Origin of the sequence: Amycolatopsis sp. VS8301801F10 (assembly GCF_046195355.1) — a bacterium.
Lineage (GTDB): Bacteria > Actinomycetota > Actinomycetes > Mycobacteriales > Pseudonocardiaceae > Amycolatopsis.
Genome location: NZ_CP176065.1, coordinates 8,045,599 through 8,066,194, shown reverse-complemented (window position 1 = coordinate 8,066,194; position 20,596 = coordinate 8,045,599). Strand labels below are relative to the sequence as shown.

20 protein-coding genes are annotated in these 20,596 nt (G+C 69.2%); 12 read left to right on the top strand and 8 right to left on the bottom strand.

Translation table 11 applies throughout. The annotated features are described in order from the left end of the window. Positions 1-206: 206 nt before the first annotated feature. Together F9C11_RS36940 and F9C11_RS36935 are read right to left on the bottom strand one after the other, a co-directional pair. Entirely contained in the window at positions 207-1,016 is an 810-nt protein-coding gene (locus tag F9C11_RS36940) for a S1 family peptidase (RefSeq protein ID WP_409181975.1), read from the bottom strand. Positions 1,017-1,282: 266 nt separating this feature from the next. Then, complete coding sequence (locus F9C11_RS36935; RefSeq protein ID WP_409181974.1) at positions 1,283-2,500, bottom strand: APC family permease; 1,218 nt, start codon at positions 2,498-2,500, stop codon at positions 1,283-1,285. Between the two features lie 75 nt (positions 2,501-2,575). Here F9C11_RS36935 and F9C11_RS36930 point away from each other — a divergent pair, with 75 nt between their 5' ends. The 10 genes from F9C11_RS36930 to F9C11_RS36885 all read left to right on the top strand — a co-directional run bounded on the left by F9C11_RS36930 (position 2,576) and on the right by F9C11_RS36885 (position 11,002). After that, positions 2,576-3,352 (top strand): GntR family transcriptional regulator, encoded by a 777-nt coding sequence (locus tag F9C11_RS36930; RefSeq protein ID WP_409181973.1) that lies wholly within the window; start codon positions 2,576-2,578, stop codon positions 3,350-3,352. A 251-nt stretch (positions 3,353-3,603) separates the two neighbouring features. Then, complete coding sequence (locus tag F9C11_RS36925; RefSeq protein WP_409181972.1) at positions 3,604-4,722, top strand: TIGR03364 family FAD-dependent oxidoreductase; 1,119 nt, start codon at positions 3,604-3,606, stop codon at positions 4,720-4,722. Then, the gene (locus F9C11_RS36920; RefSeq protein ID WP_409187056.1) at positions 4,716-5,402 is read left to right on the top strand and encodes a phosphonatase-like hydrolase; all 687 of its coding nucleotides are present in this window, start codon (positions 4,716-4,718) and stop codon (positions 5,400-5,402) included. The genes F9C11_RS36925 and F9C11_RS36920 overlap by 7 nt, the downstream gene beginning before the upstream one ends. After that, on the top strand, positions 5,399-6,433 hold the full coding sequence (locus F9C11_RS36915; protein WP_409181971.1) for a 2-aminoethylphosphonate ABC transporter substrate-binding protein: 1,035 nt from the start codon (positions 5,399-5,401) through the stop codon (positions 6,431-6,433). The genes F9C11_RS36920 and F9C11_RS36915 overlap by 4 nt, the downstream gene beginning before the upstream one ends. Beyond that, positions 6,430-7,497: an ABC transporter ATP-binding protein gene (locus F9C11_RS36910; protein WP_409181970.1), complete on the top strand. Its 1,068-nt coding sequence runs from the start codon at positions 6,430-6,432 to the stop codon at positions 7,495-7,497. Before F9C11_RS36915 ends, F9C11_RS36910 begins: the two co-directional genes overlap by 4 nt. Next, positions 7,494-8,357 (top strand): 2-aminoethylphosphonate ABC transporter permease subunit, encoded by an 864-nt coding sequence (locus F9C11_RS36905; protein WP_409181969.1) that lies wholly within the window; start codon positions 7,494-7,496, stop codon positions 8,355-8,357. Before F9C11_RS36910 ends, F9C11_RS36905 begins: the two co-directional genes overlap by 4 nt. After that, positions 8,335-9,132: an ABC transporter permease gene (locus F9C11_RS36900; protein ID WP_409181968.1), complete on the top strand. Its 798-nt coding sequence runs from the start codon at positions 8,335-8,337 to the stop codon at positions 9,130-9,132. Before F9C11_RS36905 ends, F9C11_RS36900 begins: the two co-directional genes overlap by 23 nt. Before the next feature lie 75 nt (positions 9,133-9,207). After that, a complete protein-coding gene (locus F9C11_RS36895; protein ID WP_409181967.1) occupies positions 9,208-9,690 on the top strand; it encodes a hypothetical protein in 483 nt (160 codons plus the stop codon). Positions 9,691-9,734: 44 nt separating this feature from the next. Further along, complete coding sequence (locus tag F9C11_RS36890; protein WP_409181966.1) at positions 9,735-10,241, top strand: hypothetical protein; 507 nt, start codon at positions 9,735-9,737, stop codon at positions 10,239-10,241. A gap of 323 nt (positions 10,242-10,564) precedes the next feature. Further along, the gene (locus tag F9C11_RS36885; RefSeq protein ID WP_409181965.1) at positions 10,565-11,002 is read left to right on the top strand and encodes an SRPBCC family protein; all 438 of its coding nucleotides are present in this window, start codon (positions 10,565-10,567) and stop codon (positions 11,000-11,002) included. Between the two features lie 21 nt (positions 11,003-11,023). Here F9C11_RS36885 and F9C11_RS36880 read toward each other — a convergent pair whose 3' ends face one another. The 4 genes from F9C11_RS36880 to F9C11_RS36865 all read right to left on the bottom strand — a co-directional run bounded on the left by F9C11_RS36880 (position 11,024) and on the right by F9C11_RS36865 (position 16,907). Next, positions 11,024-12,685 carry a fumarate hydratase gene (locus F9C11_RS36880; RefSeq protein ID WP_409181964.1) on the bottom strand — a complete coding sequence of 554 codons (1,662 nt, stop codon included), beginning with the start codon at positions 12,683-12,685 and terminating at the stop codon, positions 11,024-11,026. A gap of 957 nt (positions 12,686-13,642) precedes the next feature. Beyond that, positions 13,643-14,674, bottom strand: a complete 1,032-nt coding sequence (locus tag F9C11_RS36875; RefSeq protein WP_409181963.1) for a sigma-70 family RNA polymerase sigma factor — start codon at positions 14,672-14,674, stop codon at positions 13,643-13,645. 278 nt (positions 14,675-14,952) lie between these two features. Beyond that, positions 14,953-15,378, bottom strand: coding sequence for a D-aminoacyl-tRNA deacylase (dtd, locus tag F9C11_RS36870; RefSeq protein ID WP_409181962.1), 426 nt, complete (start codon positions 15,376-15,378; stop codon positions 14,953-14,955). Beyond that, positions 15,375-16,907, bottom strand: a complete 1,533-nt coding sequence (locus tag F9C11_RS36865) for a methyltransferase (protein ID WP_409181961.1) — start codon at positions 16,905-16,907, stop codon at positions 15,375-15,377. Before F9C11_RS36865 ends, dtd begins: the two co-directional genes overlap by 4 nt. Between F9C11_RS36865 and F9C11_RS36860 the strand changes: the two genes are divergently transcribed. Together F9C11_RS36860 and F9C11_RS36855 are read left to right on the top strand one after the other, a co-directional pair. After that, positions 16,900-18,192 (top strand): amidohydrolase, encoded by a 1,293-nt coding sequence (locus F9C11_RS36860; RefSeq protein ID WP_409181960.1) that lies wholly within the window; start codon positions 16,900-16,902, stop codon positions 18,190-18,192. The genes F9C11_RS36865 and F9C11_RS36860 overlap by 8 nt on opposite strands. Before the next feature lie 8 nt (positions 18,193-18,200). Further along, on the top strand, positions 18,201-18,545 hold the full coding sequence (locus F9C11_RS36855; RefSeq protein WP_409187055.1) for a DUF3099 domain-containing protein: 345 nt from the start codon (positions 18,201-18,203) through the stop codon (positions 18,543-18,545). 263 nt (positions 18,546-18,808) lie between these two features. Here the strand turns inward: F9C11_RS36855 and F9C11_RS36850 are convergent, their stop codons facing one another. Next, a complete protein-coding gene (locus F9C11_RS36850) occupies positions 18,809-19,678 on the bottom strand; it encodes a carbohydrate kinase family protein (protein ID WP_409181959.1) in 870 nt (289 codons plus the stop codon). Continuing rightward, positions 19,675-20,589, bottom strand: a complete 915-nt coding sequence (locus F9C11_RS36845; protein ID WP_409181958.1) for a pseudouridine-5'-phosphate glycosidase — start codon at positions 20,587-20,589, stop codon at positions 19,675-19,677. Before F9C11_RS36845 ends, F9C11_RS36850 begins: the two co-directional genes overlap by 4 nt. Positions 20,590-20,596 lie beyond the last annotated feature (7 nt).

Sequence of the window (20,596 nt, the reverse complement as noted above, 5' to 3'; positions counted from 1 at the left end):
GCCGCAGTTTCCGGCACTCCGGTCCCGCGTAGTTCGGCATCAGCCGCACTCCCGCCCACTGGCGTAGCGCAGGCCTGCCAACGACATAGCCTCGCGCCCTTCGCTTCAGCCCCACCCTCCACATGCGGCTCCCACACCAGGAAAACGCCGCCCAAACCGGGCACGGAACCCCTCGGAGTCCCGTGCCCGGCTCGGCAAGCAGGGGGTCAGAGCTTCCCGGCCGCCTCGGCGATGTCGGGGGCGAACGTGCTCACCTCGGTGTACACGCCGGGTGCGTGGGGCCGGGCGCAGCCGTCGCCCCAGCTGACGATGCCCACCTGGATCCAGTCGCCTGCTCCGTCGCGGCGGAACATCGGGCCGCCGGAGTCGCCCTGGCAGGTGTCGACGCCGCCGGTGTCGAGTTTGCCCGCGCAGAGTTCCGCGTCTGGCTTCAGGTCTGCGTAGTCGCCGCCCTGGGCCTGGCACGTCGAGTCGTCCACGAACGGGACCTCGGCCTTCAGCAGGTAGCGCTGCTGCGCGCCGCCTTCCTTGGCCGCGCCCCAGCCGGCGATGGTGAACGTGCCGGAGTTGTAGTCGGCGTTCTTCGCGATCGGCAGCGTCGGGATGCCGCTCACCGGGCTCGCCAGCTTGATCAGCGCCCAGTCGCCGCCGGTGGAGTCGTACGTCGGGGAGCGGTAGACGTAGCTCGAGCGCACCTTCTTCGCGCTCGAACTCTGCAGATCGACCACGCCGAGCGTCGCGGTGATCGACGAGTCCGCTCCGGTGCGGTCGACGCAGTGCGCGGCCGTCAGCACGATCTGGTTCGTGTACAGCGCGCCGCCGCAGCCCATCGAAAGCCGGACCATCCACGGGAATTCCCCTTGGCTGGCGCGAGTTCCGCCGACGACCTGAGGCTCCGCGCCCGGCGACGGCGGCGTCGACGCCACGGCGGGCGTCGCGAGTCCGGCGGCGGCCGCGAGGGCTGCCGCGCCTGCCAGTATTCGCGTGAGCATGCTGAAGTTTCGCTTGTCGGCCAAGGGGATGGTCCTTCCGGTGTCCACTGTGGAGCTTCCGCTCCCGGGGGCGGGGAGGTGTCGTGCGGTGACCAAACGACTACACCAGAGCCGCGGTAAGTGGACAACCAACTTTCTTCGGATCTTTCGGATTCTTCACCAGATCCGGCAGATTTCGGCACCGGCGACGGAGGTAAAAAGCAGCCTTGACCTGCGGATGTGCGCTTATCGAAGCAGTCGGGCCACGGCGGAGCGAGGGGGACTTTCGCGCACCGCGCCGGGAGCAGGACTCAGCGCGCGACCACCCGGCGGCGCACGAAGTACGCCGCCACGCCCAGCCCCAGCACCAAACACCCGCTGAGCACCGAGGCGAGCGGCAAGCTGAAGGCCAGCACTGCACACCCCGCCAATCCGCCGGCCGCGACCACCTTCGGCGCGGCCCCCTCGTCCCGGCGAAGCGTCAACGCGGAAGCATTCGCCACCGCGTAATAAGCGAGCACCGCGAAGGACGAAAACCCAATCGCACCACGCAAATCCGTCGTCGTAGCCAACACTGCGACCACTGCGCCCACCGTCAGCTCCGCCCGGTGCGGCACCGAGAACCGAGGATGCACCGCGGCCAGGAATCGCGGCAGATGCCCGTCCCGGGCCATCGCGAGCGTCGTCCGCGAAACGCCCAGCACCAAGGCCAGCAACGAACCCGACGCGGCCACCACGGCCCCGGCTCGAATCACCGGCGACAGCCACGGAACGGCCGAAGCGAGCGGATCTTCACTCGCCCCGATCCCGGCCGGTCCCAAGGTCACCAGCAGCACCACCGCCACCACGGCGTACCCCACGAGCGTCAGTCCCAAAGCGAGCGGAATGGCCCGCGGAATGGTGCGCGCCGGGTCGCGGACTTCCTCGCCCAGCGTGGCCAGCCGGGCATAACCGGCGAACGCGAAGAACAGCAAACCGGCCGCTTCGAGGATTCCGCCGCCGTGAAACGGGAGCCACGGCGAAACGTGCGGGCCGGCCAATCCGAAAACCGCGAACAGGGTGAGCACGACGAGGGTGAGGCAAACGATCACCCGGGTCGCCAAAGCAGAGCGATGCACGCCGAGACAATTCACGCCGGTGACCACTCCGATCACGCCCACCGCGAGCAAACTCCGCCAGGGCTGACCGAGTCCGGGCGCGGCGTACGCGACCACGGTCAGCGTCATCGCCGCGCAGCTCGCCGTTTTCCCGGCGACGAATCCCCAACCCGCCAAGTATCCCCAAAATTCACCCAGGCGAGCGCGTCCGTACACATAGGTGCCACCTGATTCCGGATACCGCGCGGCGAGCCGGGCGGAAGAAGTCGCGTTGCAGTAAGCGACCAACGCCGCCACGGCGAGCGCGGGCAGCAATCCCGAACCCGCGGCGCGCGCGGCCGGGGCGAACGCGGCGAAAACGCCGGCGCCGATCATCGAACCGAGTCCGATGAAAACGGCGTCGGCGAGGCCGAGCCTGCGGGCCAAAGGCATTGCGGAGTCCTTCCAATGGGTCAGTTCGCGAGACAGCGAACCACGCGCCGCGCGTCTGGCATAGGCTCGGGTCTCGTGCCCCCGACTTCGCCGCTGTCCCGCCTGTCCGCCGACGGACCGATCCGCGACGGCATCCCGGACCACGGCCGCGTGCCGCGCTACTACGCGGTGAAGGTCGAATTGCTGGCCGTCATCGCCGAATTGGGCGAAGGCAGCGCGCTGCCCACGGAACGCGAACTGTGCGAACGGTTCGAGGTTTCCCGCGCGACGGTCCGGCAGGCGGTGGGCGAACTGGTCCTCGAAGGCAGGCTGTCGCGACGGCAGGGGAGCGGCACGTACGTCGCTCCGCCGAAGCTGGTCCAGCCGCTCGCGCTCGTCAGCTACACCGAAGGCCTGCGCCGCCAGGGCATCCGGCCCGGTCGCACGCTGATCACCCTCGAACGCCGCGCCGCGGGCACCGGATTGGCCGCCGACCTGCGGATCGAACCAGCCGACGAGGTGCTCCACCTGGAACGCGTCCTGCTCGCCGACGACGAGCGCGTCGGCCTCGAATCGACCTTCCTCCGCGCCGACAAGTTCCCCACGCTGCTGGAGGATTTCGACCCGGAGCAGTCGCTGTACGCCTACCTGCGCGACGAGCTGGGCGTGGTCTTCGACGGGGCTGAGGAACGCGTGGAGACCGTGCTCGCGACCCCCCGCGAAGCCCTGCTCATCGGCACGAACCCGGCTCTGCCGATGCTGCTGATGCACCGCGTGTCGTGGGGTCCGGACGGCGAGCCGTTCGAGCGGGTCCGGTCGCTGTACCGCGGCGACCGGCTGAGCTTCGTGACGCGCCTGAACCGCGTCGAGTAGCTGTCGCATCCGGTGCCGCCGGTTCGTTTCCCAGCATCGAACGCTCCGGCGCGCTCAAGTCTGCGCGAAACGCGACACACGGGCGTGGCCGCGTATCCGATGCCGGTCGTGCGCTTCACCGCAGTGCTCGGCCTGGCCCACGACAAAGATAACGGAACGGTAACTCATCCGGTCCAATATTCGAGGCTGCTTCACCTGGCGTTCCCCGTGCCGACAGGCTCCGTTGAGCGCGGGCGGCGACTGTTGCGGCCGTGCGAATCCTCATCGTTGGCGGCGGCGTGCTCGGCACCCAGCACGCCTGGCAGGCCGTGGAACGCGGCCACGAAGTCCTTCAGCTCGAACGCGAGCCGGAGGCGCGCGGAGCGTCCGTCCGCAACTTCGGGCTGGTCTGGGTCGGCGGGCGCGCCGCCGGGCCGGAGCTGGAGACCGCGGTGCGCGCCCGGGAGCTGTGGGAGCGGATCGGCGAACGCGTGCCCGCGCTGGGTTTCCGGGCCAATGGCTCGCTGACGGTCGTCCGCACCGACGCCGAACTGGCGGTCGCGCAGGAGGTCGTGGCCGGGCCGGAAGCAGCCGAGCGCGGCTTCAAACTCCTCGACGCGAAGGAGACCCGGGCACTGAACCCGGCTCTGCGCGGCAACTTCGCCGGAGCGTTGTGGTGCGAGCGCGACGCGGCGGTCGAACCGCGGACCGCGCAGCCCGCCCTCCGGGAAGCGCTCGAAGCGAGCGGTCGTTATCGCTGGCTGCCGGGCCGCGAGGTGCGGAACCTGACGGAAAACGGCGTGGTCGACGATCACGGTGAGCGGCACGAGGGCGACGTCGTGGTGTTCTGCACCGGCGCGTGGCTCGGCGGGCTGGTCCGCGAGATCGCGGGCGAGATCCCGGTGCGCCGGGTCCGGCTGCAGATGGCGCAGACCGAACCGCTGGACGAGCCGCTGCCCACCAGCGTCGCGGACGGCGACAGCTTCCGGTACTACCCGGCTTATCGCGGCACGGCGCTGGACGCGATGAACGAACGCCAGCCGCAGGGCGAAGTCGCCGCGCGGAACGCGATGCAGCTGCTGATGGTCCAGCGTCGCGACGGTTCGCTCACCATCGGCGACACGCACGAATACGCGCAGCCGTTCTCCTTCGACGTCACCGAAGACCCGTACGACCACCTCGCCGAAGTGGCGGGCGCGTTGCTCGGCCGACCGCTGCCGAAGATCCGGCGCCGCTGGGCTGGCGTGTACGCCCAGGCGACCGACCAGGCCGCGGTCGTGCACCGGGAACGCTTGTCCGGCAACGCTTTCCTCGTCACCGGCCCTGGCGGCCGGGGGATGACCTGCTCGCCCGCAATCGCCGAAGACACCGCAAAGGAGCTGGGCTGGTGACCACCGAACTCGTCGTGTTCGACATGGCCGGAACCACCGTCGCGGACGACGGACTCGTCGAACGTGCTTTCACCGCGGCCATCGCGGCCGCCGGAGTGTCCGAAGAGGACGAACGGTACGCCGGGATGCTCGACTACGTCCGGGAAACCATGGGCCAGTCGAAGATCACCGTGTTCCGCGCGTTGCTCGGCGACGAAGACCTCGCCCAGCGCGCGAACGCCGAATTCGAGGGCTCGTACGGACGGCTGGTCGCGGCCGGGGAGTGCAAGCCGGTCCCCGGCGCCGAGGAAACGATCCGAGGCCTGCGCGAGCAAGGCGTCCGGGTCGCGTTCACCACCGGTTTCGCGCCCACGACCCAGCGCGCGCTGCTCGACGCGCTCGGCTGGCGCGACCTCGCCGACCTCGCGCTCGCACCCGGCGAAGGCGTGCGCGGCCGTCCGTATCCCGACCTGGTCCTCGCTGCCGCACTGAAACTGCAGGTCACCGACGTTCGCAACATCGCGGTCGTCGGCGACACCCCCGCTGATGTCCGCACCGGTCTCGCCGCCGGCGCCGGAATCGTCGCCGGAGTGCTCACCGGCGCCAGCGGCCGCGGCGAGCTGGAAGCCGCGCGCGCCACCCACGTTCTCGACTCCGTCTCCGCCCTCCCCGCCGTACTCGAAGGAGCCAATCAGCCATGAGAATCCGGAAAGCGACCGTCGTCGCTCTCGTCGCGGCCCTCGCCGGCCTGCTGTCCGCGTGCGGCGGCACGGCGGGCGGCGCGTCCGGCGACCAGACCGTCACCGTGTACACCGCGGACGGGCTGGAGGACTGGTACAACGCCCGGTTCGCCGAGTTCAAGCAGCAGACCGGGATCACCGTCCAGGCGGTCACCGCCGGTTCCGCCGAGGTCGTTTCGCGCGTGGGCAAGGAAAAGGCCAACACCCAGGCCGACGTCCTCGTGACGCTCCCGCCGTTCGTCCAGCAGGCGGCGAAGGAAGGCCTGCTCGCCGCGTCCGCGCCGAAGGGCGTCGACCAGGTTCCGGCCGCGCAGAAGGATCCGCAGGGCCGCTATTACGCCCTGATGAACAACTACCTCACCTTCATCTGCAACCCGCAGCAGGCGAATCCGGCTCCGAAAACCTGGAACGACCTGCTCGACCCGAAGTACAAGGGCAAGCTCCAGTACTCGACGCCCGGCGAGGCGGGCGACGGCACCGCCGTGCTGCTGCAGGCTCAGCACGTGTTCGGCGAGCAGGGTGCGCTCGACTACCTCGGCCGTCTGCAGGCGAACAACGTCGGGCCGTCGTCGTCCACCGGCAAACTGCAGCCGAAGGTGGCGAAGGGCGAGGTGCTCGTCGCCAACGGAGACCTGCAGATGAACCTCGCCGAGATCGACAAGAGCGGCGGGTTCTCGGTGTTCTTCCCGGCCGACGCGCAGGGCAAGCGGTCCACCTTCGCGCTGCCGTACTTCGCCGGTCTGGTCACCAACGCGCCGCACGCGGACAACGCTCGCAAACTGCTCGATTTCCTGTTCTCGCCGGAAACCCAGGCCAAGGCCAGCGACGCGTACGGCATCCCGGCCCGCGCCGACGTCAAACCGCAGGGTCCGAAGGCGGAGAAGATCACCGCCGCGATGTCCGGAGTGGACATTTGGACTCCGGACTGGGACGCCGTCCTCGGCCGCCTCGACGCCGACCTCGCCGCGTACCGGAAGGCCACCGGACAGTGACTCCGGCAGTAGAGTTCCGCGGCGTATCCGTCCATTTCGGAGCGACGCAAGCGCTTGCCCCGCTGGATCTTTCGGTCGCGCGCGGCGAAACGCTCGCGCTGCTCGGGCCGTCGGGCTCCGGCAAGTCGACCGCGCTCAAGGCGCTCGCCGGGTTCCTCCGGCCGAGCGCCGGACGGGTGCTGCTCGACGGCCAGGACGTCACCGACCTGCCGCCGCACCGGCGTGGTCTCGGCGTGGTAGTGCAGAGTTACGCGCTCTTCCCGCATCAGCGCGTCGCCGACAATGTCGCGTTTGGACTGAAGGCGCGGAAGATGCGCCGGGCAGACGTGACGAAGCGCGTCGGCGAGGTGCTGGAACTGGTCGGGATGAGCGAGTACGCGCGCCGATATCCCCGCGAGTTGTCCGGTGGGCAGCAGCAACGGGTCGCGTTGGCGCGGGCGCTCGCGATCCGGCCCAACGTGCTGCTGCTCGACGAACCACTGTCCGCTTTGGACGCCGCGCTGCGTGAGGACATGGTCGCGGAACTGCTGCGGCTGCGGGCAGAATTGCCCGACACGACACTGATCTACGTCACCCACGACCAGAGCGAAGCACTCGCGCTCGCCGATCGGATCGCGGTACTGCGCGACTCCCGGCTGGTCGAACTCGGTCCGTGCGAACAGCTTTACCGCCGCCCGGCCACCGAGTTCACCGCGAGCTTCCTCGGCGCGGCGAACCTCATTCCGGTGGAGCTGGTGCGTGCGGACGGGACGGTCGCGACGGTCCGGCTGGCCGGGCGGGAGCTGTCCGCCGAACCGTCCGGCCCGCTCCAGCCGGAGCGGCCGGTGGCGCTCGGCGTGCGGCCGCACCGGATCTCGGTCGGCGAACCCGGGCCGGACACCTTCCCCGCGCTGGTGCGCGGCGTGCAGTGGCGCGGTTCCGGGTACCGGCTCGACCTGCGGCTCACCGACGAGGTCTGCGACATCCGCGCCGAGGTGCCGGACAGTCCCGTGCTGCCCGCAGTCGGCGATCGCGTCGGAGTGTCCATTCCGGACGGCTGCCCGCTGGTGGGGGTGGGCGGATGACCGGCCTCGCACTCGGCACCGCCGCGGTCGCCCCCGCTCGGCGCGGTTCGCGGCACCGCCGGTACCGGATCGGCTGGCTGCTCCCACCCGCGCTCGTGGTCGCCGGTTTCTTCGGCTACCCGCTGGTGCTGGTGCTCTTGCAGTCGTTCACCGCACAGGACGGCAGTTTCGGGCTTTCGGTGTGGACGCAGGTGCTGTCGTCGCCGGAATTCGGCCGAGCGGTCTGGCAGACGGTGTTGCTGGCACTGGGTTCCACGGTCGGTTGCGTGCTGCTCGGCGGGTTCCTCGCGCTCATTGTCGCGTTCGTCCCGTTTCCCGGAGCGACGCTGCTCGCCCGGCTCGTGGACACCGTTCTGGCGTTCCCGTCGTTCCTGATCGCGCTGGCCTTCACCTTCCTCTACGGCGGCGCGGGAGTCTTTGGTACCGCGGGGTTTCTGTACTCGCCGTGGGGCGTGCTGCTCGCCGAGATCACCTTCTACACACCCTTCGTGATGCGGCCCGCGCTCGCCGCGTTCAGCCAAGTCCCGTCGGCGCAATTGGACGTGGCGGCGAGCCTCGGCGCGCGGCCAGGCAGGGTGTTGTGGCGAGTCGTGCTGCCGGAAGCGTTGCCGTCGCTCGCGTCCGGCGCGTGCCTGGTGCTGCTGTTGACGATGAACGAGTTCGGCATCGTCTTGTTCCTCGGTGCCAAGGGTGTTTCGACGTTGCCAATGCTGGTGTACGGCAAGGGAATCGTCACATTCGACTTCCCGGCGGCTTCGGTGGTCGCGGTAGTGAATGTGGTGCTGTCGCTGGTGCTCTACGCGGTTTACCGGCGAGTGGTTGGGAAGGGAGGCCGTCGTGCTGCTGTGGACGCGGCGTAGCCGGTTGCTGGTGTGGCTGGTGTTCGGCGTGGTTTTCCTCGGGGTGGTGGCCGCGCCGCTGGTGATGATCGTGCTGGCGTCGTTCGCTGGCAGCTGGACCGGCGTGCTGCCCAGCGGGCTCACCGGTTCGCATTATGCCGAGGCGTTGTCCGGTGAGACCTTCGCGAGCTTGTCGGTAAGCGTGCAGACCGGGATGATCACGTCGCTGGTCTCGGTGCTGCTCGGGACCTGGGCCGCGCTGGCCGTCGACCACGCGCCGCCGCGACTGCGCCGGATCGCGGACTCGCTGTTCCACCTGCCGATCGTGGTGCCGTCGGTGGTGCTGGGGCTGGCGTTGCTGGTGGCGTTCAGCCGTCCGCCGCTGGCGTTCAACGGCACGCGCTGGATCGTCCTGGTTGGACACTTGATGATCCTGCTGCCCTTCGCCTACAGCACGGTTTCGGCCGCGCTGCAACGCGTTGACCCGCTGCTAGCCCAGGCCGCGGCGAGTCTCGGCGCGCGTCCGTTGCGAGTGTTGCTGCGAGTGCGGTTGCCGGCGCTATTGCCCGCCATGTCGGCTTCGGCCGGTTTGGCGCTGGCGATGTCGATGGGCGAATTGGGCGCGACGATGATGCTTTATCCACCGGACTGGCGGACGCTCCCGGCGACCATTTTCTCCCTGACTGACCGCGGACAGGTGTTTCTCGCGTCGGCGAGCACGGTGCTGTTGCTGGTGGTGACACTGGCCGGGGTGGTGCTGCTGGGGCTGGTGCGAGGGAAGGCTTCGGCCCGGTGAAATAGTTTCCCCCCTCGGATGCAACCTCGCGCGCCGCGATTACGTCCGCGATGCATGCGGACTACAGGAAAAATCGTGGGAGCGAGCGCGCTGCTGCTGACGGTCGCGGCGTGCGGCAGCAACGGGACCACAGCCGCGCCGGTTTCCTCCGGCCCGGCGTCCAGTTCGGTGCCGGTTTCCTCGCCGCCGCCGTCTTCGGTCGCGCCTCCGCCGGTGACAGCGCCGCCGAAGAGCCGTCCTACGCAGGGTGTCCCGCCTGGGGACACCGCGCCTGCTGCCGGACAGGTCAACGCGTCGGCACTTCCGCCTGAGTATCCGCACGACGTCACCCTCGCGGAGGGCGGCTCCGTCGTGGTGATTCAGGCCGAGGAGGGCGGGTGCGACAAGATCAGCGCGAAGGCGGGCGAGCAGACGGCGGCTCAGGTCGTCGTGCTGGTGACGGTCACCAAGGCGCCGCACGGGCAGATGTGCCCGATGCACGTGCGGGAGATCTCGCTGCCGGTCCGGCTCGCCGCGCCGCTGGGCGGGCGGGAATTGGTGCTGAAGCCGGGTCCGTGAAGATCGGGTGCAACCCCGCGGGGCGGCCGGTCCGTCTAGGGAGCATGAGGTACTCGACGAAGCTGATCGGAACGACACGACTGGCGGGCGCGGCACTGGTGCTCACGATGGCGGCCGCGTGCGGCAGCCCGACGAGCATGGCGAACGCACCGGCGTCCGGGACCGAGTCTGCGCCGCCGAGCGGCAGCACCAGCACCTCGACCTCGGTGCCGCCGCCGGGGAAGCCTCAGTTCGACCCTCCGCAGGGGGCTGAGCGGGTGCCGGACAACCGGGTGGACGGGGCTGCGTTGCCCAAGACGTTCCCCAAGGAGGTCTATGCGGACAACGGGGGGACAGTGCTCGTGGTGCGGGCTGAGGAAGGGGGGTGCGGGCATGCGCTCGGGGAGGCTGTGGAGCAGACCGCCCAGAAGGTGGTGGTGGATTTGAGCGAGACCAAGGCGCAGACCGGGCAGATGTGCACGATGGATTTGCGGCATCCGGTGATTTCGGTGGCGTTGGCGGCGCCGTTGGGGGAGAGGACTGTGGTTTTGAAGCAGTCTCCGCCTCGGTGAGGTCCGTGGGATGAGGGTCGGACGGCTTCGTCGGGGGGTCGTTCGGCTCGTCGCCCTGGCGGGCGACATTGCCGGTTTAGTGGTTGCGTGGCCCCCCGATTTTTTAGTGTGACTACGGCGCTGGGGTGCTTGTCAAGGCGGGAAAGATGCCTTGACAAGCACCCCAGCGCCGTGTTTTTGGCTGTGTATCGGGGGTGGGGGAGGGGTGGGTGCTTCGCTTGTTGGGTGCGTCGGTGCGGTTTCGGGGTCCACTGTGGACAGGGTGGTGGGTTGGGGGGCTGTGTCGATGGGCTGTGGAGGGCCTGTGGCCCTAGGCTTGTCTGATGGGAACTCGCCAGGTTTCGCGCAGTGTGGTTGTTGCTGCTGAGCCGGAACGGATTTTCGCGTTGCTTGCCGATCCGGCGCGGCATCCGTTGATTGACGGGTCGGGGACCGTGCGGGCCAGTGCGGGGGCGGCGCCTGCGCGGTTGTCGTTGGGGGCGCAGTTCGGCATGCAGATGCGGATGGGGGCGCCGTATCGGATTCGGAACACCGTGGTCGAGTTCGAGGAGAATCGGCTGATTGCCTGGCGGCATTTCGCCGGGCATCGGTGGCGTTGGCTGCTCGAGCCGGCCGGGGACGGGCGCACGCAGGTTACCGAGACTTTCGACTGGTCTACTGCGCGGTCGCCGCTCGCTATTCGGTTGCTCGGGTTTCCCAAGCGCAACGCCGAGGCCATCGAGAAGACTCTCGCCCGGTTGGGCGGAATGTTTCCCGGATGACCTCGGCGCGGGCTTCGGGGGTCAGCGGAAGCTGATCTGCAGGACTGGTTCGCTGGTTTCGGAGAAGAAGTCGTTGCCCTTGTCGTCGATCACGATGAACGCGGGGAACTCTTCGACCTCGATTTTCCAGACTGCTTCCATGCCGAGTTCGGCGTACTCGAGCACGTCGACCTTCTTGATGCAGTCCTTCGCCAGCCGCGCGGCCGGGCCGCCGATCGAGCCCAGGTAGAAGCCGCCGTGTTTCTTGCACGCGGCGGTCACCTGCTTCGAGCGGTTGCCCTTCGCCAGCATCACCAGCGAGCCGCCCGCTGCCTGGAACTGGGCGACGTACGAGTCCATCCGGCCGGCCGTGGTCGGGCCGAACGAGCCGGACGCGTAGCCGTCCGGGGTCTTCGCCGGGCCCGCGTAGTAGACCGGGTGGTCGCGGAGGTACTGCGGCATCTCCTCGCCGGCGTCCAGGCGTTCGGCGATCTTGGCGTGCGCGATGTCGCGCGCCACGACCAGCGGGCCGGTCAGCGACAGGCGCGTCTTCACCGGCAGCTGGGACAGCTGCGCGCGGATCTGGTCCATCGGCTGGTTCAGATCCACCGACACGACCTCGTCGGACAGGTCGTCCTCGGTGACGTCCGGCAGGAAGCGGGCCGGGTCGCGTTCGAGTTGCTCGATGAACACGCCCTCGCTGGTGATTTTCGCCTTCGCCTGGCGGTCGGCCGAGCAGGACACCGCCACGCCGACCGGGCAGCTCGCGCCGTGCCGCGGCAGGCGGATCACCCGGACGTCGTGGCAGAAGTACTTGCCGCCGAACTGCGCGCCGATGCCGAACTGGCGCGTCATCTCCAGCACCTGCTGCTCGAGGTCGCGGTCGCGGAACGCGTGGCCCAGCTCGGAACCCTCGGCAGGCAGATTGTCCAGGTAGCGCGCGGAGGCGAGCTTCGCGACCTTGAGGTTGAACTCGGCCGACATGCCGCCGACGACGATCGCCAGGTGGTACGGCGGGCACGCGGCCGTGCCCAGGCTGCGCAGCTTCTCGTCCAGGAACCGGGCGAGCCGCTTCGGGTTCAGGACCGCCTTGGTTTCCTGGTACAGGAACGTTTTGTTGGCGCTGCCGCCGCCCTTGGCCATGAACAGGAACTCGTACGACGGGTCCGCCGCGTCGCTGTCTTTGTGATACAGCTCGATCTGCGCGGGCAGGTTCGTGCCGGTGTTGCGCTCTTCCCAGAAGTTGAGGGGGGCCATCTGCGAATAGCGCAGGTTCAGCTGCTGGTACGCGTCGAAAATGCCCTTCGACAGCGCGCGCTCGTCATCGCCGCCGGACAGCACGCCCTCCGTGCGCTTGCCGATGACGATCGCGGTGCCGGTGTCCTGGCACATCGGCAGCACGCCGCCGGCCGAGATGGCCGCGTTGCGCAGCAGGTCCATCGCGACGAACCGGTCGTTGCCGCTCGCTTCGGGGTCGTCGACGATCGCGCGCAGCTGCTGCAGATGTGACGTACGCAACAGGTGCTGGATGTCGGTGATCGCCGTGCGCGCGAGCGTCGTCAGCGCTTCCGGATCGACCTTCAGAAACTTCCGCCCGGCGGCTTCGACGGTCTCGACGCCGTCGGCGGTGACCAGCCGGTACTCGGTGGTGGTGTCCTTGCCGAGCGGCAGGACTTCGGTGTGCTGGAACGTGGTGGGCGGCACAGCGAGGCTCCTTTGCCCTGATCGGGATTGGCTCACGGTACTCAGCCGTTTCCGCCCGGTCGCACGGACGCGGGGACGCTGTGGGATAGCGCACGCCGACGGTGCCCTCTGCCGATGAGGAGCGGGCATGGTCGGGAGGCCGGGCCCACCCCGACGGACCCGACCTCCCGGGGAAAGCGGACCGGATGCGCACACACCCGCCCCGCGTGACTAACGGGACCACCGCCGGCGCGTTGACCGGACGCCGCCCAGCGGGGGTCGCGAACGCTTGCTACCCACTGCCCGGAACGGCCAAACGCGAACGAGAGGCGAATTCCTCGATCGGGTGCGCGGAGTGGTGAGGGGATTGCGCTGGGTGTCAGCAGGAACGGGAGGAATGGGAGGAATCGGGGCGCGGAAGGAGGGTTTTGCACTCAGGAGTGAATGGAGAGGCTGGCGGGGCTCTTGGGGCTGCTGGGGCTGGTGGTGTTGATGTGGCGATTTGTCGGCACTTCTTGGGGTCCTTCGAGGCGGCCGAGCACCGGGCTGGACATGACGACACCCCCGGTCCGGAAGCCGAACCGGGGGTTGTGCGCAACCAGCGGCGCGAACCGCTGCCCACCGAAACATCTTTTGGCCGAGAGTCTCCGTCCCGCCTGGCCGGGCCCCACCCCGGTCCCTGCGGAAACCCTGGCCTGCCTGCGTGCTTGCCGCGACCGGGCTCACCGAACCCCACACTCGGTCACCCTGTCGCGGCGTCCCGAATCAGCCCGCTGACCGACCCTTCCGGAACCCGGGCCCCGAACCCAGGCTCCTGCGGAAACCACGGCCTCCCCGCGTGCCTGCCGCGACTAGACTCACCGAACCCCACGCCCGGCAAGCCTCCCGCAGCAGCACGAATCAGCCCGCTGACCGGCATTCCCGCCGCTCCGGAAGGCCCGGGCCCCGAACCCCGGCCCCGGAGAAGCAAGGAAAAACTCAGCTGGCGTACGCCCGCAGCCGGTCGGCCCGCTCGCCCTGGCGCAGTTTCGCCATGACTTCGCGTTCGATCTGCCGCACGCGTTCCCGCGAGAGGCCGAAGTGCTTGCCGATCTGGTCGAGGGTGCGGGGCTGGCCGTCGTCGAGGCCGTAGCGGAGGCGGATGACGTGCTGTTCGCGGTCGTCCAGCGTGGCCAGTACGCGGCGGAGGTCGTCCTGCAGCAGGCCGGAGATCACGGCGCTCTCCGCGTCGGTCGCCTCCGAGTCCTCGATGAAGTCGCCCAGCGGGGCGTCCTCCTCGGTGCCCACCGGCATGTCGAGACTCACCGGGTCGCGGGACTGGTCGAGCAGGTCCGAGATCTTGTGCACCGGAATGCCCGATTCGGCGCTCAGTTCCTCGTGGGTCGCGTCGCGGCCCAGCTGCTGGTGCAGGTCGCGGCGGATCCGGGCCAGCTTGTTCACCTGCTCGACCAGGTGGACCGGCAGCCGGATCGTGCGGCCCTGGTCCGCCATGCCGCGGGTGATGGCCTGGCGGATCCACCACGTGGCGTACGTGGAGAACTTGAACCCCTTGGAGTAGTCGAACTTCTCCACCGCGCGGATCAGGCCCAGGTTCCCCTCCTGGATCAGGTCGAGCAGCGGCATCCCCCGTCCGGTGTAGCGCTTCGCGAGCGACACCACGAGCCGGAGGTTGGCCTCCAGCAGGTGGTTCTTCGCGGTGTGCCCGTCGCGCACCAGCGCGCGCAGCTCCTTGCGGCGCTGCGGCGTGAGGTCCTCGGCGGTGTCGAGCATGTGCTGGGCGAAGACCCCGGCTTCGATCCGCTTCGCCAGCTCGACCTCGTCGGCCGCGGTGAGCAGCGCGGTCTTGCCGATGCCGTTCAGGTACACGCGCACCAGGTCGGCGGCGGGGCTCTGGGCGTCGAGGTCGGCGTCGGTGAGCGCCCCCACGCTCACCCGCTCCTCGGTCTGCTGTGCTGGAATCCCGCGCTCGCGAATCCCGCGCGCTTCGCGTTCGAGAGTCTGGACTGACATTCTGCCTCCCCGGTCACGGGCTGAACGTGTCTCGCCGGCGCCTGCGGGAACGGGGCCTGTGGAATCCCGTGTCCGCGGGCCCAGCCGGCTTGGCTGGACACTGGTCTCAACGCCCCGGGAAGGCGAAACGTTCCCGGCTCGCTGAAAAGAGGACGGGCGTACCCGCCCCTCGGTTGCTCCACCAAAACTGAGGTTTTGCTGAGAACCGCTGCGCTCCGGGAAAAGCGCTCGAATCGCGCTCCGTGTCTTCGAGGTTACGCGGCCTTCTCCACTGTGGTCTAGACCTCAACGAGAACGGTGAACGGGCCGTCGTTCACGCTTTCCACCGCCATCTCCGCGCCGAACCGTCCGGTCGAGACGGTCGCGCCGCGGCCGCGCAGTTCCGCGACCACGGCGTCCACCAGGGGTTCGGCGATTTCCGGCCGGGCGGCGGCGGTCCACGACGGGCGGCGGCCCTTGCGGGTGTCGCCGTAGAGCGTGAACTGCGACACCACGAGCAGCGGAGCGCCGGTCGTCGCACACGATTCCTCGTCGCGGAGCAACCGCAGTTCGTGCAGTTTGCGGGCCATCGTCCCGGCTTTCGCGAGATCGTCGTCCCGGTGCACGCCCAGCAGCACGAGCAGTCCGGGTTCCTTGATCTCTCCGGCGATCTCCCCCGCGACGGTCACGCTCGCGCGGGTGACCCGCGCCGCCACCGCCCTCACCGCGGCGAACCCGGCACGAGCATGCCGTGCCGCACAAGTTCGCGGACGATCGGCAACGCGGCGGCAGTCAGTTCGGCCGAATCGAGGCCTTGCGCGGCGGACAACAGGTCCAGCAGATCCGACAGCGGCAACGCACCGCGGCAACCCGCGAGAAGCCGCGTAGTGAGTTCGTCGACCTCGTGCTGCCAACCCGGTCCGTCCGTGCGATGCAACCGCCGCACGGTTGTTTCCCAGCCTTCATCGCCGGGAGAGTCGACGCGTTCGAGCAGCACTGTGTCGGGTACCCGGAACGCTACGTCCAACACATTGTCGCCGTGCGTACGCAGCCACTCGACGCGATCGAGCCAGTTCGCAGCTTCAGGACCCAGCGGGTCGTCGTAAGCCTGTCGCAGGTCTTCGCAGACAACAGTCGGCGTCTGACCGTTTGCGCGCCGCAGTGTCACGAAGCCGAAACCGATGCCCTGTACGTCGTTTTCGGTGAACCAGTCGAGCCACGCCGCCGCTTTGGCGCGGCCTTCGGGCGAGCGTGGGTCGATGCCTTCGTCGCGCAACCAGGTGCCCACGTACAGTCCGGGATCGGCGACGTCGCGCTGTACGAACCAGGCGTCGGTTTCAGGCGGCAGCCAGCGCGCGACGCGGTCGCCCCAGTCTTCGCCGCTTCGGTGCAGCCACGACGCGAGAAGCTGACCGGTGCCGCCATCGTTGAGGAAGCTCGGCAGCTGACGGACGACGAGCGCACTCGCGTCGTCGCCGGCCAGGCCGGAGTCGCGGTAGGTGTAGTCGACGCGCGGCGGACCGACCACGAATGGCGGATTGCACACGATCTGGTCGAAGCGGCGGCGCGCGACCGGTGCGAACCATTCGCCGCGCAGCAGTTCGACCTCCAGCTCGTTCAGCCGGAACGTGCCCGCCGCCAGTGCGAGCGCGCGGGCCGACACGTCGGTCGCGGTCACCCGCTGCGCGTGCCGGGTCGCGTGCAGGGCTTGGACGCCGTTGCCGGTGCCCAGGTCGAGCAGGGTGCCGACCGGGCGGCGGCTGGTCGCGCGGATCAGGCTCAGCGACGCGTGCCCGACGCCGAGCACGTGGTCCTCGGGAACGACGTGGCCGAGCATGTCGGCGTCGAGGTCGGAGACGACCCACCACGAACCGTCTTCGTCGCCGTGCGGGCGGATGTCGAGCGCCGCGCGGAACTCGTCCCCGACGGTCCGCAGGATGCCCGCGGCCACCGCGTCGTCCACGCTGAGCGGCGCGAACGCCGACGAGACGGTCTTCTCCGGCTCGGCGAGACCGAGCAGGAACAGCCGGATGAAGACGCCGAGGTCGCCGGCGTCGAGGCTGGCGCGGCGGGCGGGTTCGGGCTCGCCGCGGCCGAGCGCCGTGTGCGCTGCGCCGCCGAGCGCGTCTACGACGCCGTCAGCGTCGTAGCCGGTGCGTCGGAACGTTTCGCGCAGCCGCGCGCAGACGTCGTCGGAAAGGTCAGGAAGAGGCGTGTTCGTGCTCACGGTGGGTAAGCCTGCCACGATGAGCATCGTGACCACCGAGACCACCGAGCGTGTCCTGGCTCCGCTTGAAGCGGTACTGCCGGAGCTTGAAGCGCTGTACGTCGATTTGCACCGGCATCCCGAGCTGGCTTTCACCGAAACCCGCACCGCGGCGGAGTTGGCGCGAAGGCTGACTGAAGCCGGCTTCGAGGTGCACACCGGCATCGGTCGCACTGGTGTCGTCGGCGTCCTGCGCAACGGCGAAGGACCGACTGTGCTGCTTCGCGCCGACATCGACGCGTTGCCGGTCGAGGAGCAGACCGGGCTCTCGTACGCGAGCACTGCGCGCGGCGTCGACTCCGAGGGCCGCGATGTGCCGCTGATGCATGCCTGCGGACACGACATGCACGCGACGTGGCTCTCGGGTGCCGCGCATCTTCTCGCTGCTTCGCGGGACGAGTGGTCCGGCACGTTGCTCGCGCTGTTCCAGCCGGGCGAGGAGGCCGGGGACGGTGCGGCCGGGATGGTTCGCGACGGGCTTTTTGAGCGGGTCGGCCGCCCGGACGTGGTCTTCGGGCAGCACATCGTGCCTGGTCCGGCCGGGTGGGTGCTGACTCGTCCCGGGGTGATCATGGCGGCGACCGACACCTTGCGGATCACCCTGCACGGACGCGGCGGGCATGGGTCGCGGCCGGAAACCACGGTGGACCCGGCGGTGCTGGCGGCGTCGGTGGTGCTCAAGCTGCAGACGATCGTGTCGCGCGAGATCGCGGCGACTGAGCCGGCGGTGGTGACGGTCGGCTCGATGCACGTCGGGACCGCGGCGAACGTGATCGCGGACCATGCCGTGCTGGAGGTCAACACTCGCGCTTTCGACGACGCTGTGCTGCTGCGGCTGCGCAAGGCGATCGAGCGGATCGTGAACGGCGAGGCGGCGGCTGCGGGAGCGCCTCAGCCGCCGACGGTGGAGGTCGTCGCGTCTTATCCGGTCACGGCGAACGACGCTGCCGCGTCGGATGAACTGACTGAGGTGTTTCGCGCGCACTTCGGGGCGGAGGCGACGATGCCCGCGCCGTTGGTCACCGGCAGCGAGGACTTCAGCGAGTTCGGGCGGGCGGCTGGGGTGCCATCGGTGTTCTGGCTGGTCGGCGGGTTCGACGCGCAGCAGGTGATCACGGCGATGACCGAGGGGCGGTTCGAGACCGACGTGCCTTCGAACCATTCGTCCAAGTTCGCGCCGGTGCTGCATCCGACCTTGCGGACCGGGGTCGAGACGCTGGTCGTCGCCGCGTTGTCCCGGTTCGCCCGCCCGGGTGTCGCGGAAGGGCGGTGAGTGAGACGATGGAACGCGGAGGTGGTGCTGTGAACGCACCCCACGGACCCGATCCCCGCCCCGAGCCGGTGTTGATCACCGAGGCCGAGCCGTCGCTCGACGATCAGCTGGCGGCGCGGAAGCGCAAGTACGTCATCATGATGGTGTGCCGGATTCCCTGCCTGGTGCTGGCCGGGTTGACTTATCACACGTGGTGGCTGGCTATTTTGTTCTTGGTGATCTCGGTGCCGTTGCCTTGGATCGCGGTGTTGATCGCCAATGACCGGCCGCCGCGGAAGTCGGAGAAGGTCAGCCGGTATTCGCGGGACGCTCGGGCGGTCGAGGGGCGGAAGCATCGGGTGATTGACGGGTAGGTTCGTTCTCGTTCGGCTCGTCGCCCTGGCGGGCGACATTGCCGATTAAGTGGTCGCGTGGGGCACCCCGATTTTTCATTGTGCTGACGGTTCGGGGGTGCTTGTCAAGGCGGGAAAGATGCCTTGACAAGCACCCCCGAACCGCAGGGAGGCTTCGTATCGGGGGCGGGGGGAGGTGTGGGTGCCTCGCTTTTTGGGTGCGGCGGTGCGGTTTTTTGGGCGGTGAGGGAATCAGGGGTGTGGGGTTCCCTCACGGGCCGGGGTCAGGGTTGGGGGCCGATTCTGCTTACTGCCAGTGCGCCCAGTCTGGTGCCGGTGCGTAGGACGTCCATTGTGGACTTTCCGGCCAGCCAGGTGGTGAGGACGCCTGCGTCGAAGGCGTCGCCTGCGCCGGTCGAGTCTACGCAGGTGGTTTCTACTGCGGGGGCTGAGGTGATTCCTTGTGCGTCGATCCAGCTCGCGCCGTTGAGGCCTGCGGTGACTACGACCGCGCCGACGGTGTTCAGCAGTTCGGTTGCGGAGGACGGGTCTGCGGAGCCGGTCAGGGCGACTAACTCTTCCGTGTTCGGCATGAGCAGGTCGGTGCCGCGTACGTCGTCCAGGAAGGCTGCTGCGTCGTGGATGTGGGCGGCTGCTTGCGGGTCTACCGAGGTGGTCAGGCCTGCTTTCTTGGCGGCGGCCAGCGCGGCCAGGCCTGCGGGGCGCGAGGACGGGTCCAGCAGGACGTAGCCGGACAGGTGCAGGTGGCTGGAGCCAGCCAGGGCCTCGGGCGTTACGTCTTCGGGGGCGAAGCGTTTGTTCGCGCCTCGGTCGGCGAGCATGCTGCGTTGGCCATCGCCGTCGACGATGACTACGACGCAGCAAGTGGGGGCTTCGGGGTCGGTCGCGAAGGCGCAGCGGACGCCTGCCGCCTCCAGTTCCGTGCGGATCAGGCGGCCGCCCGAGTCGTCGCCGATTCGGGCGATCAGGGTGGTTTCCGCGCCCAGGGACCGTAGCCACAGTGCGGTGTTCGCTCCGGCGCCGCCGCCGGTGAAGCGGATCGCGGCTCTGGCGTCGCCGCCGTGGGGGAGCGGCTGGTCGTGCCTCGCGACGACATCCAGGCCCGCGTCGCCGACTACTACGATTCCCGTCACGACAGGGCCACCGCTACTTCGGTCGCCAGTTTGGCGTTGGACAGCACCAAAGCTTCGTTCGCGTCGATGCTGACTCCGTCGCTCGCGGTGTGGAAGTGTTCCAGCAGCACGGGAGTCACGTCCGCGCCGTGTACGTCCGCGTCGGCCAGTTTTGCCAGACCCTCTCGCAGCAGGCGATCGTGCAGTGCACGGTCCATTTCGGACTCTTCCGGGATCGGGTTCGTCAGCAGGACACCGGAATTCGCGTAGCGGCGGTGGGCGGAGATGACCGCGGCGGCCTGTTTCGGGTCGTCCACCCGCCAGCCGACCGGGTGGCCCGACGAGCGGAGGTAGAACGCGGGGAAATCGTCGGTGCGGTAGCCGAGGACGGGCACCGAGTTCGTTTCCAGCACCTCGAGCGTGGCGGGGATGTCCAGGACGGACTTCACGCCGGAGCACACGACCACGGTCGGCACCTTGGCCAGGACGCCGAGGTCTGCCGAGACGTCCCAGCTCTGCGCCGCGCCCAGGTGCACGCCGCCGAGGCCGCCGGTCGCGAAGACGCCGATTCCGGCTGCGGCGGCGAGCGCGGAGGTTCCGGCGACGGTGGTGGCGCCGGAACGGCCGAGGCCGACTGCGGGACCCAGGTCGCGCAGGGACAGTTTGTCCAAATTGGCGTCGGGAGCGCAGACGCGCTCCAGTTCGGCGGGGGAGAGGCCGACGACCGGCCGTCCGTCCAGCACGGCGATGGTGGCCGGCACGGCGCCGCCGTCCCGCACGGTTTGCTCGATTCGGCGGCCGACGTCGAGGTTCCGGCCGTAAGGAAGGCCGTGCGACAGGATCGTGCTCTCGAGCGCGACGACGGGGTGACCGTCACGCAACGCCGAGGCGACTTCCTCGTGGACGAACAGGGGAGTGGTCTGGGTGGTCACGGACGGA

Excerpts from the sequence above, each read along its gene's own strand:
- F9C11_RS36935 (WP_409181974.1), bottom strand. The coding sequence starts at position 2,500 with ATGCCTTTGGCCCGCAGGCTCGGCCTCGCCGACGCCGTTTTCATCGGA.
- F9C11_RS36915 (WP_409181971.1), top strand. The coding sequence starts at position 5,399 with ATGAGAATCCGGAAAGCGACCGTCGTCGCTCTCGTCGCGGCCCTCGCC.
- F9C11_RS36905 (WP_409181969.1), top strand. The coding sequence starts at position 7,494 with ATGACCGGCCTCGCACTCGGCACCGCCGCGGTCGCCCCCGCTCGGCGC.
- F9C11_RS36890 (WP_409181966.1), top strand. The coding sequence starts at position 9,735 with ATGAGGTACTCGACGAAGCTGATCGGAACGACACGACTGGCGGGCGCG.
- F9C11_RS36885 (WP_409181965.1), top strand. The coding sequence starts at position 10,565 with ATGGGAACTCGCCAGGTTTCGCGCAGTGTGGTTGTTGCTGCTGAGCCG.
- F9C11_RS36875 (WP_409181963.1), bottom strand. The coding sequence starts at position 14,674 with ATGTCAGTCCAGACTCTCGAACGCGAAGCGCGCGGGATTCGCGAGCGC.
- F9C11_RS36860 (WP_409181960.1), top strand. The coding sequence starts at position 16,900 with ATGAGCATCGTGACCACCGAGACCACCGAGCGTGTCCTGGCTCCGCTT.
- F9C11_RS36865 (WP_409181961.1), bottom strand. The coding sequence starts at position 16,907 with ATGCTCATCGTGGCAGGCTTACCCACCGTGAGCACGAACACGCCTCTT.
- F9C11_RS36855 (WP_409187055.1), top strand. The coding sequence starts at position 18,201 with ATGGAACGCGGAGGTGGTGCTGTGAACGCACCCCACGGACCCGATCCC.